This is a genomic window from Lentzea miocenica (genome assembly GCF_033949945.1).
GTDB classification, from domain to species: Bacteria; Actinomycetota; Actinomycetes; order Mycobacteriales; family Pseudonocardiaceae; genus Lentzea; species Lentzea miocenica.
In genome coordinates, this window is the sequence record NZ_JAXAVW010000020.1 from 177,495 (window position 1) to 187,136 (window position 9,642).

At 69.8% G+C, this 9,642-nt stretch carries 14 protein-coding genes and 1 pseudogene; 11 read left to right on the plus strand and 4 right to left on the minus strand.

Features of this window, described 5'->3' with window-relative positions; translation table 11 throughout:
* The first annotated feature begins 76 nt into the window (after positions 1-76).
* Complete coding sequence (locus SK803_RS24735; RefSeq protein ID WP_319968465.1) at positions 77-448, plus strand: cupin domain-containing protein; 372 nt, start codon at positions 77-79, stop codon at positions 446-448.
* 230 nt (positions 449-678) lie between these two features.
* Positions 679-1,707, plus strand: a complete 1,029-nt coding sequence (locus SK803_RS24740) for a S1 family peptidase (RefSeq protein WP_319968466.1) — start codon at positions 679-681, stop codon at positions 1,705-1,707.
* Between the two features lie 45 nt (positions 1,708-1,752).
* On the opposite strand, the gene SK803_RS24745 is transcribed toward SK803_RS24740, so the two are convergent.
* Positions 1,753-2,262, minus strand: coding sequence for a group II truncated hemoglobin (locus SK803_RS24745; RefSeq protein WP_319968467.1), 510 nt, complete (start codon positions 2,260-2,262; stop codon positions 1,753-1,755).
* A gap of 27 nt (positions 2,263-2,289) precedes the next feature.
* Here SK803_RS24745 and SK803_RS24750 point away from each other — a divergent pair, with 27 nt between their 5' ends.
* From SK803_RS24750 to SK803_RS24765, 4 genes and pseudogenes are all read left to right on the plus strand, one after another.
* The gene (locus SK803_RS24750; RefSeq protein ID WP_319968468.1) at positions 2,290-2,607 is read left to right on the plus strand and encodes a winged helix-turn-helix transcriptional regulator; all 318 of its coding nucleotides are present in this window, start codon (positions 2,290-2,292) and stop codon (positions 2,605-2,607) included.
* 56 nt (positions 2,608-2,663) lie between these two features.
* Positions 2,664-3,493: pseudogene (locus SK803_RS24755) on the plus strand (TauD/TfdA dioxygenase family protein).
* Positions 3,494-3,593: 100 nt separating this feature from the next.
* Entirely contained in the window at positions 3,594-3,770 is a 177-nt protein-coding gene (locus SK803_RS24760; RefSeq protein ID WP_319968469.1) for a CsbD family protein, read from the plus strand.
* A 55-nt stretch (positions 3,771-3,825) separates the two neighbouring features.
* Entirely contained in the window at positions 3,826-4,704 is an 879-nt protein-coding gene (locus SK803_RS24765; RefSeq protein WP_319968470.1) for a hypothetical protein, read from the plus strand.
* Here the strand turns inward: SK803_RS24765 and SK803_RS24770 are convergent.
* On the minus strand, positions 4,652-5,269 hold the full coding sequence (locus tag SK803_RS24770; protein WP_319968471.1) for a TetR/AcrR family transcriptional regulator: 618 nt from the start codon (positions 5,267-5,269) through the stop codon (positions 4,652-4,654). The genes SK803_RS24765 and SK803_RS24770 overlap by 53 nt on opposite strands.
* Before the next feature lie 123 nt (positions 5,270-5,392).
* Here SK803_RS24770 and SK803_RS24775 point away from each other — a divergent pair, with 123 nt between their 5' ends.
* Entirely contained in the window at positions 5,393-5,944 is a 552-nt protein-coding gene (locus SK803_RS24775) for a hypothetical protein (RefSeq protein WP_319968472.1), read from the plus strand.
* On the opposite strand, the gene SK803_RS24780 is transcribed toward SK803_RS24775, so the two are convergent.
* Positions 5,934-6,518, minus strand: a complete 585-nt coding sequence (locus tag SK803_RS24780) for a CGNR zinc finger domain-containing protein (protein WP_319968473.1) — start codon at positions 6,516-6,518, stop codon at positions 5,934-5,936. The two genes, SK803_RS24775 and SK803_RS24780, sit on opposite strands and share 11 nt — an antisense overlap.
* Before the next feature lie 49 nt (positions 6,519-6,567).
* On the opposite strand from SK803_RS24780, the gene SK803_RS24785 reads away from it, so the two are divergent.
* Together SK803_RS24785 and SK803_RS24790 are read left to right on the plus strand one after the other, a co-directional pair.
* Positions 6,568-7,257 carry a metallophosphoesterase gene (locus SK803_RS24785; RefSeq protein ID WP_319968474.1) on the plus strand — a complete coding sequence of 230 codons (690 nt, stop codon included), beginning with the start codon at positions 6,568-6,570 and terminating at the stop codon, positions 7,255-7,257.
* A 5-nt stretch (positions 7,258-7,262) separates the two neighbouring features.
* Complete coding sequence (locus tag SK803_RS24790; RefSeq protein ID WP_319968475.1) at positions 7,263-7,889, plus strand: LysE family translocator; 627 nt, start codon at positions 7,263-7,265, stop codon at positions 7,887-7,889.
* Here SK803_RS24790 and SK803_RS24795 read toward each other — a convergent pair.
* The gene (locus tag SK803_RS24795) at positions 7,856-8,311 is read right to left on the minus strand and encodes an Lrp/AsnC family transcriptional regulator (protein ID WP_319968476.1); all 456 of its coding nucleotides are present in this window, start codon (positions 8,309-8,311) and stop codon (positions 7,856-7,858) included. The two genes, SK803_RS24790 and SK803_RS24795, sit on opposite strands and share 34 nt — an antisense overlap.
* Positions 8,312-8,405: 94 nt before the next feature.
* Between SK803_RS24795 and SK803_RS24800 the strand changes: the two genes are divergently transcribed.
* The gene (locus tag SK803_RS24800) at positions 8,406-9,233 is read left to right on the plus strand and encodes an LLM class flavin-dependent oxidoreductase (protein ID WP_319968477.1); all 828 of its coding nucleotides are present in this window, start codon (positions 8,406-8,408) and stop codon (positions 9,231-9,233) included.
* A partial coding sequence (locus tag SK803_RS24805; RefSeq protein ID WP_319968478.1) for a nucleoside deaminase occupies positions 9,230-9,642 on the plus strand: 413 nt, incomplete at its 3' end. The genes SK803_RS24800 and SK803_RS24805, both read left to right, overlap by 4 nt.

Sequence of the window (9,642 nt, forward strand, 5' to 3'; positions counted from 1 at the left end):
GAATGGGGTCCTCTGCCGCGAGCGCGGCCGGCATCGGCGTGGTCCGCTGGACTCCGAGGGGCCGAGGAGGTCGATCATGTCTGGTCTGCTGGTCAAGAGTTTCAACGCGCCCGAGGAGACCCGGCCCTTCGAACAGGGCATGGGACATCTGGATCTGGTGAATTCCGAGGCGGGCGCGGTCGGCAGGGCCGTGTTCGAGCCGGGCTGGCACTGGGCGGAGCACGTGAAGCCCATCGCCGGCACCGACAGCTGCCAGGTGGCGCACAAGGGTTACTGCGTGTCCGGCCGAATGAAGATCGTCATGGACGACGGCGAGGAGGCCGAGTTCGGCGAGGGCGACATCATGATCGCCGCGCCGGGGCACGACGCGTGGACCGTCGGCGACCAGGCCTGCGTCATGATCGACTGGCAGGGCATGGACGACTACGCCAAGCGGGACTCCCGCTGACCAAGGAGAAACGGCCTGCCGGACATCTCGTCGGCAGGCCGTTGTCGTGTGCCCGCGCGGTAATGGTCATTACCCGGACAGGGTTTTCCCAGTGCGCGCGAAGGCTTCTGCGACCGCGCGACCGGTCGTAGACTCGGTGTGGTCGCGCTCTCATGAGCGACCGAATGGTGAGTCATTTTCCTTGGCATGCCTTCGAAAGGCGTGTTCCCCCTGCACCAAGGAGGCTCGTGATGAACACCCGTTTCGCCGCTCTGTCCGTCGCCCTTCTCCTGGCCGGACTGCTCACTCCGCCCGCGTCCGCCGATGCCGCGGCCGCCACCACCGAACTCGCCACCTCGGTGGCCGACCGGTTGGAGGGCCGTACCGCCGGGTCCTACCGGGACTCCGCGACCGGGAAGCTCGTGGTCGCGGTGACCGACGCCGAGACCGCCCGCGCCGTCCGTGCGGCGGGTGCCGCACCGCGGTTCGTCGCACGGAGCGGTGCGGTGCTGCAGGCCGCGACCGAGAAGCTGGACCGCTCGGCGGCCATCCCCGGCACGTCGTGGGGTATCGACCCGCGGACGAACCAGGTCCTCGTGTCCGCGGACGGCACGGTGACCGGCGCGAAGCTGGCCAGGCTGCGCGGGGTGCTCGCCGAACTCGGTGACGCCGCGCGGCTCGAGCACGTTCCCGGCGCGTTCACGACGACCATCACCGGTGGTGACGCGATCTACGGTGGTCCGTACCGCTGTTCGCTCGGCTTCAACGTGAACCGGCCCGGCAGCAGCACCGCGTGGTTCCTGACGGCGGGGCACTGCGCCAACGCCGCCGCCACGTGGTCGGCCGGCGGCGGGCAGGTGATCGGCACGCGCGAGGGCAGCAGCTTCCCCGGCAACGACTACGCGCTCATCCGGCACACGAGCGGCATCGCGCGGCCGGGCGCGGTGAACCTCTACAACGGGTCCATTCGCGACATCTCCGGTTCCGCCAACGCGTACGTCGGCCAGTCGGTGGCGCGCAGCGGCAGCACGACCGGCTATCGCACGGGTCAGGTGACCGGCCTCAACGTCACGGTGAACTACAGCGACGGCACCACGGTGACCGGGATGATCAGGACGACCGTGTGCGCAGAAGGCGGTGACAGCGGAGGCGCCCTGGTCGCGGGCAACACCGCGCTCGGCCTCACGTCGGGCGGCAGCGGTAACTGTTCCGCCGGTGGCACCACCTTCTTCCAGCCTGTGGTCGAGGCGTTGAACGCCTACAACGTGCGCGTCTACTGACAGCTCGCGGCCGGCGCCGGACTCCCGGCGCCGGCCGCGGGTCAGTCAGTCCTTGAGGTACGGCGGCGCCACGCCCCAGCCCCACTTCGGCACCGGCGCCCCGTGGAAGGGTTTGGCGTCCTGCGCGGAGTTCTGCACCGCCAGCCGGGTGCCCCACTCCAAATAGGACACGAACGCGGCGCGGAACTCCGGATCGTCCGGGAGCGACACCTCGTCCGCAGCGTCCATGACGAGGTTCAACCAGCGACGGCGTTGCTCCTCGGTGATGGCCCGGCCGAGGTGCTTGGCCAGCATGAACTCGTAGCCGCCCCGTTCCGCCGTGTAGGCGGCGGGTCCGCCGAACACCTCGCCGAGCCACAGCGCCACGTAGCGCGCGTGGCCGGGATCCATGCCGGCGAACACCGGTGCGAGCAGTTCGTCGTCCGCGACCCGCCGGTAGAAGGCCTCGGTCAGCCGTAGCAACGCCTCCGAGCCACCGGCCCAGGTGTAGAGAGAAGGTGTTGACTGGTCGTTGATCACGACGACCACTCCAGCAGCACGCCGGACGCCCGGCAAGTACGCACCTTTTGGTGAGGAGCGCGCATGTACCACTGTCCTGTCGAGCTGGCCCTCGACGTCATCGGCGGCAAGTGGCGCGCGGTCATCCTCGCCCACCTCAAGGAAGGTCCGCACCACTACGGCGAGCTGCGCCGCAAGGTGCCCGGCATCAGCGAGAAGATGTTCGTGCAGCGGCTCCGCGAGTTGCAGGACACGGGCCTGGTGTCACGGACCGAGGTGCCTCCGCACGTCGAGTACTCGCTCACCGAGGAGGGCAGGAGCCTCGGGCCGGCGCTCCAGGCCCTGTACGACTGGGGTGTGCGGCGGGCCGCACGGACCGGTGAGGTCATCGCGCAAGCCTGACTTCCACGTGCTGGACGCGGTGTCGTCGATCGCGGAGGACTGCCACGATGAGGTCCATGTCAGCTGTCTCCGATCGCGTCAGCCTGCGGGACGCACGCACCCCGGCCGGCGGCATCCTGGAGGGACCCCGTGTGCTGCGGCGCCTTCCCGACGGCGTCGAGGCCAGGCCCTACGAGCTGTTCACCGTGCGGCCGTTGGGGCGGATCATCGGCGCCGAGATCGACGGCGTGCACCTCGGTGAGCCGCTCACGCCGCGGTTGCGGGAAGAGCTCAACCGCGCGTTGCTGGAGTGGAAGGTGTTGTTCTTCCGCGACCAGGACATCACGCCCGCCCAGCAGCGTGCGTTCGCCCGCAACTGGGGCGAGCTCGAGACGAACCCGTTCATCCCGGCCGGCGACAGCGAGGAGGTGACCAGGTTCGCGCGCGACGGGTCGATGCCCGCGTTCGAGAACATCTGGCACGTCGACGTCACCTTCCGGCCCGAACCGGCGCTGGGCTCGGTGCTGCGCCTCGTCGAGGTGCCGCCGATCGGTGGCGACACGATGTGGGCGGACATGGCCGCCGCCTACGACAACCTGACCGACGAGGTGAAGGCCCGCGTCGACGGGTTGCGCGCGGTGCACGACCACATCCCGGGCTTCGACCGCTTCTCCGACCCGGATCTGCTCGCCCGCTGGCAGGACAAGTTCCCGCCGAGAGCGACCGGTTGCTGCACCACCTGTTCACGCAGGCGCACGTGCCCGAGTACCAGGTGCGGTTCCGCTGGACGCGCAACACGGTGGCGTTCTGGGACAACCGGGCCACGCAGCATTACGCGGTGAACGACTACGCGCCGCACCGGCGGGTGGCCGAACGCGTGGCGATCGCGGGCGACCGGCCGTTCTGAACGAGGAGGTTGCGCACACTCCCGGGACGGTTGAGGTTCGTCTGGGCGGGCACCCAAGTGTGGACGTCGCACCTGAAATTCAGGTCGAGGGAAGGACCACATGGGTACCGACGACAAGCTCGACGCCAAGGCCGACCAGCTCAAGGGCAAGGTCAAGGAAGGCGTCGGCGACGCGACCGACGACAGGGGCCTGCAGAGCGAGGGCCAGACCGACCAGGCGAAGGGTCACCTCAAGGAAGGCGTCGAGAAGGTCAAGGACGCTTTCAAGAAGGACTGACCAGTTCATCGCGACGAGCGTGCGTCCTCCGGGTGCACGCTCGTCGCGTGCGACCATGTGGATCGTGATGCCCGAGGTCACGGCCGCGACCTGGGCCGAGCAGCAGGTGGCGCTGGTCCGCGACGATCCCGCCGGCCGGCTCGCGTTGATGGAGCGCTGCTACTCCGGACCGTTCGGCAAGGCGCCCCACCACCTGCCGTTCCGCCGCGCGGCCATGTCGTTCATGCGCTGGCAGTTGAGGCGTGGCGTGTTGCAACCGCCGTTTCACCGCCGGCCTGGAAGTCCGTGGTGGCGCGCAGTCAACGAACGCATCCTGCGCGACGGTTGCGAGGCGGTCGGCCTGAGCGGCGGCATGAGCGGACCTTCCTCGTCGCCCACGGCAGCGCAGTGGCTTTCCTTCGCGCTCCGGCCCACCGCGCCGGCCTGGTACCGCGCGCACAACGGGAGCGTGGTCGCCGCCTACCTCAAGCACCGCGAGCTCGCGGAGGCGGAGAACGAGCCCGAGCGGTTCTTCATGAACGTCATCCTGTGCCGGGTGCTCTACACGCACGCATTGGTTGCCGCACCACGGATCTCGCTGGGCTGGCTGCGGACGCTCGCGCCGTTGCTCGGCGATCCCAGGCTGGGCATGACGGGAATCTTCCTGCAGCTCTCCCGTGTGCTGCCGGACCAGTACCCGCTGAACGGCAGCGCGCGCTACTACCTCGGCCTGGAACACGGGTTCGCCCGCCTCGTCGACTTCGGGATGATCGTGCCGAGGCTGCGGCAGCTCTACGAGTGGTCAGCGGACGAACTCGGGGCGCCTGGCCTGCTCGACTGCGTCCGTGACGGCGCCCTGACCTACGCGTGGCCGTTCGAAGATCGGGAAGTCTGGCAGCCGCCTAGATCGCGCGTTCTCCCGGTGATCCACCGGATCCTTCCTCCTGCGCGATGAACGCCTGAACGAGTCCTTCGACGCCGCGGATGAACGTCTCGCAGACGAGTTCCGGGTCGGAAAGGCATCCGGACGCCATCGCTCCGTCGCGCAGCATCACGAAGTGCCGGGCGGCTGGCACGGCGCGTTCTTCCTCGATGAGGGCGAACAGCTCGGTGACGGTGTGCTGGAACCACTCGCGGTGGGCCAGGACGGCCTGGTGCACCGGATGGTCGGGGTCGGGGTACTCGGCGGCGGCGTTGAGGAAGGCGCAGCCACGGAACTCGGGTGACCGGATCCCCTGCGCGATGGCCTCGCTGAGCGCTCGCAGGGTATCGGCGGGGGAGTCCTTGCGCGCCGCGGCCGCCTGCGCGCGCATGGCCGCGTCGACCTCGGTCAGGTAGGCGACGACGAGCTCTTCCTTGCCCAGGAAGTGCCGGTACAGGGTCGCCCTCGTGACCTGGGCTTCCTCGACGATGCGGTCGATGCCGACGGAGTGGATCCCGTCGGCGTAGAAGATCTTGAGGGCGGTGTTGAGCAGCCTGGACCGCGCCTCGGACGGACGGGTCGACTCGGTGCGCGCCATGCCGCCGATTCTAGCGGATAGAACGTTCGGTCTTGACGTTTTGGCGTGGAGCCCTCACGCTGGGAAGAGGTAGAACGTTCGGTCTCTTTGACTGGACTCGCCACCCCTGATGAGAGGACCTCCGTGACCGCCGTTGCTTCATCCACCGGGACCGAGACCGCGCCGGCGCTGCGCCGGCTGTACTTCGCCCGGTTCGGATTCGCCGTCGTCTGGGCTGTTCTGCTGTTCGTGACGGGCTCGGACCTGGGGCCGTTCGGCATCGCCCTGCTGGTCCTGTACCCCTTGTTCGACGTGGCGGCGGCGGTGGTGGACGCCCGGTCGTCGCGCGCCGCCGGGCCGATTCGCGGGCTGTACGTGAACATCGCGATCAGCCTGCTCGCCGCCGTCGGCCTCGCCGTCGCGGGAGCGTCGGGCCTGCCGGCGGTACTGCGCGTGTGGGGTGCCTGGGCGATCGTTTCCGGGCTGGTGCAGCTGTTCGTGGCAGTGAGCCGCCGCAGGATGGGTGGTCAGTGGCCGATGATCCTCAGCGGGAGCATCTCCGTGCTGGCGGGGTCGTCGTTCATCGTGATGGCGTCCGCGCCGAACCCGACGCTCTCCAACCTCGCCGGGTACGCCGCGATCGGCGGGATCTTCTTCCTGGTCTCGGCGCTGCGGCTGGGCCGGTCTACCGGCTGATCTGCCGGTCGGCGAACCGCGCGACGCGGGCACGGTTGCCGCACGAGGCCTTGCACCACTGCTGACGGCCGTGCTGCTGAACGAAGTACCGCACGCACCGGGGCGCCTGGCAGGAGCGCAGACGCGGTGCGAGCGGACCGGTGAGGAACTCGACGACGGCGAGCGCCAGTGCACCTTCGACGAACGTCTGGTCCTGCGCTGAGGTGTCCAGGCCGCGCTGGACACCCTGATCGCCGATCACCACGGTGGTGCGAGGTTCCAGGGCGTTGATCGCCGCCCGCAGCACCGCCGCGGCCTCCTCGTCGCTCATCCGCCGGCTGCGTTCGACACGGCTCGGCGGATGCGGCGAGACGGAGGCGGCGAACGCCGACCGTGCCGCGAACCGCAAGGTGCGCAACCGTTCCGCCTGTGCGGGGGAGCGTGGTGTGAGGTCCGGAAACCGTGCCGCGACCCAGGCGTTCACGCCCGCGTCGTCGGCGAAGAAGTCCGCGACGCCGCCGTGGCCGTCGTGGGCGATCGTGCTCACCAGCGCGAGCGCCGTCTCGCCTTCGGAACCGTCCGGCAGCGCGACCACGGCACCCTCCACTAACGGTTAATCCAAATTTACCGTTAGCCTAGCTCACATGACGACCTTGCTGCACCTCAGCGACCCTCACCTGGACGGCTCGCCGGAGCGGGCGGACCGGTTGCGCGCCGTCCTGGACCTGCTGCCGCCCTCCCGCCGGCCGGACGCGATCGTGGTCACGGGCGACGTGGCCGACACGGGAGCCGGCCACGAGTACGCGCAGTTCCAGGCCGTGATGGAGGGGCGTGAGCCGTGGCTCGCCGTGCCGGGGAACCACGACTCCCCGGCCCTGCTGGCGGCGCCGGCGTTCCTCGACGTCGGTGACCTGCGCATCCTGGGCCTCGACGTCACGGTGGAGGGGGAGGACCACGGCGAACTGCGCGACGAGGTGGCCGACCGGGCGGCGTCGCTGGCGGCGGAGGCCGGCCGGACCGTGCTCGCGTTCCACCAGCCGCCGGTGCGGATCGGTCACACCTACGTGGACCCGATGCGCCTGCTCAACGCCGAAGTCCTGGCCACACTCGTCGAGCGCATCGGCAACGTCGAGGCGATCCTTTGTGGACACGTGCACACGCCGTCCGCATCGTCGTTCGCCGGAGTGCCGGTGCTCATCGCGCCTGGCATCGTTTCCGCGCTGCGTCTTGACCCCGATCAGTCTCCGTTGACCGACCAGGTGCACGCGCCGGGCATGGCACTGCACCGGTTCGAGCACGGCGTCGTCACCACGACCTTCCACTACGCGGGCTGATCACCGTGCGACCGGAGGCAGTCGCGGGTTTCGCGCTCGCGATGGTGCCGATCGTCGTCACGCCCGGCGCGAGCTTCACGTTGATGGCGACGCACGTGCTCACGCCCCAGCGGGCCGTCCTGCGACGAGTCGTCGGCGGGACCGCGCTCGGCATCGTCAGCCACGCGGCGCTCGCGGCCCTCGGCCTGTCGATGCTGGTCATGCGCTCGGCGGAGCTCTACCGGGCCCTCCAGCTGGCCGGCGCCCTCTACCTCATCGCACTGGGCATCGCCTCGCTGCGCAGGCGCTCACCGGACGTGTCAGTGGGGCCTGAAAGCACGTTGCGCACCCGCACGGCGTTTCTGGCGAACGTGCTGAACCCGAAGGCGGCCGCCGTCTACCTCACCGTGGCGCCGCAGTTCTTGGACAGCACCACGTTCACGCCGGCGAACCTGCTCGTCCTCGCGGGCGTGCACATCGCGCTGACGGCGACGTGGCTCGCCGCCGGGGCCACCGCGCTGAGGTCGCTGAGCCGCCAGTTCCGGCGCGTCCCGTGGCGGGCGATCAGCGGCACCGGCGGCGTGGTGCTGATCGCGCTGGGCCTGAAGTCGTTGTGGGATCAGGTTCCCGGCGGCGCGCTCACGCCCCGGTAGGCCATGCTCTGGCTGTAGACGATGTTGGTCGTGGTGCTGCCGAACGCCATCAGCTCGTCGACCACCTTCTCCAGGTGCGGCATCGAGGTGGCGGCGATCTTGAGCGTGTAGCAGTCCTCGCCGGTGGTGCGCAGGCACTCCAGGACCTCGGTGCGCTCGGCGAGCAGCCGGTGCAGCGGCTGGTGCTGGTTGCCCGGATACTTCAGGCGCACCACGGCCAGGACGCTGTAGCCCGCCTTGCCGAGATCGACGGTGGCGCGGTAGCCGGTGATGATCCCGGCGCTCTCCAGGCGCTTCACACGTTCGGTGGTGGCGGAGGCGCTGAGGTTGACCCGGCGGCCGAGTTCGGTGAGCGGGACCCTGCCGTCCTGTTGCAGCTCGGCGAGAATAGCCCAGTCGGTCGCGTCAACAGTCTCGGTCACATCGCGAAGCTACCGTGGATTTCCCGGCCTGGGCCGCCTGATGCCGTGAACATTCTCTTCTGCGGATCCCGTCCTGGGTCATAGTCTTGATCACGTGTTGATCGGCGTGAACGTCCCGAACTTCGGCCCTGGCACCAGCCCGGCCGTGCTGCGCGAGTGGGCGCGGACGGTGGAGGACCTGGGCTACGACCTGCTCATGATGTCCGACCACGTGGCGGTGACCCCCGACGTGGCGGAGCAGTACCCCGCACCGTTCTACGAACCGTTCACCACGCTGTCGTGGCTCGCCGGTGTCACCGAACGGATCACCCTCGGCACGACGGTGCTGATCGCGCCGTACCGGCACCCGCTGCTGGTCGCGCGGATGGCGGCGAACCTGGCCGACCTGAGCGGCGGCCGGTTGGTGCTCGGGCTCGGGGTCGGCTGGGCGCGCCAGGAGTTCGATGCGCTCGGGGTGCCGTTCCAGCGCCGCGGCAAGCTGACCGACGAGCTGATCACGACGCTCCGCGAGGCGTGGCAGGACGAGGGCTACCGAGCAGGGCACATCCCGATCTGGGTGGGCGGTCAGAGCGACGGTGCGTTGCGTCGCGCCGTCCGGCTCAGCGACGCCTGGCACCCGTTGCGGCAGACTCCCGCGGGATGGCAGGAATCCCTGGCACGGCTGGAAGAGGTCGCCGCCGCGGAGGAACGCCCGCGGCCCGCACTGGCGCCCCGCATCATGCTCAGGCTGACCGACGAGCCGCTCCCGGACCGGCGGCTGGGCGAGGGCACGATCGAGCAGATCGTCGCGGACCTGGAACGACTGCGGGCGGACGGGGCGCACGCCGTGGTTCTCGACCCGTTCGTCGGCGATCCGGAGGAGACACGGCACCCGGACGTCGCCTGGGATGCACTGACCGCGGTACGAAAGGAGTTCCGGTGAACGAAGGACATCTGCGCAGGGCGATCGCGCTGGCGGCCGAGGCGCGGGCGGGCGGCAACCCGCCGTTCGGCTCGCTGCTGGTCGGGCCGGACGGTGCGGTGCTCGCGGAGGAGCGCAACTCCTGCCTCACCGACAACGACATCACGGCCCACCCCGAGCTGAAGCTGGCCCGGTGGGCGGCGCGGTCGCTGGACGCGGACACGGCCGCCGGGACCACGATGTACACGAGCTGCGAGCCGTGCGGGATGTGCGCGGGGGCGTTGGCGCGGTCGGGGATCGGGCACGTGGTGTTCGCGTTGGCGGGCAGTCAGTTGAACGGCCTGAAGACCTCAGGTGGGTTCACCGACGTGCCGACCGACGGACCCCACCTGTACGACGAGGCGAAGGTGCCGGTCGAGGGGTACTACCC

Coding starts and splice junctions, on each gene's coding strand:
- SK803_RS24735 (WP_319968465.1), top strand. CDS start 77: ATGTCTGGTCTGCTGGTCAAGAGTTTCAACGCGCCCGAGGAGACCCGG.
- SK803_RS24740 (WP_319968466.1), top strand. CDS start 679: ATGAACACCCGTTTCGCCGCTCTGTCCGTCGCCCTTCTCCTGGCCGGA.
- SK803_RS24750 (WP_319968468.1), top strand. CDS start 2,290: ATGTACCACTGTCCTGTCGAGCTGGCCCTCGACGTCATCGGCGGCAAG.
- SK803_RS24760 (WP_319968469.1), top strand. CDS start 3,594: ATGGGTACCGACGACAAGCTCGACGCCAAGGCCGACCAGCTCAAGGGC.
- SK803_RS24765 (WP_319968470.1), top strand. CDS start 3,826: ATGTGGATCGTGATGCCCGAGGTCACGGCCGCGACCTGGGCCGAGCAG.
- SK803_RS24770 (WP_319968471.1), bottom strand. CDS start 5,269: ATGGCGCGCACCGAGTCGACCCGTCCGTCCGAGGCGCGGTCCAGGCTG.
- SK803_RS24785 (WP_319968474.1), top strand. CDS start 6,568: ATGACGACCTTGCTGCACCTCAGCGACCCTCACCTGGACGGCTCGCCG.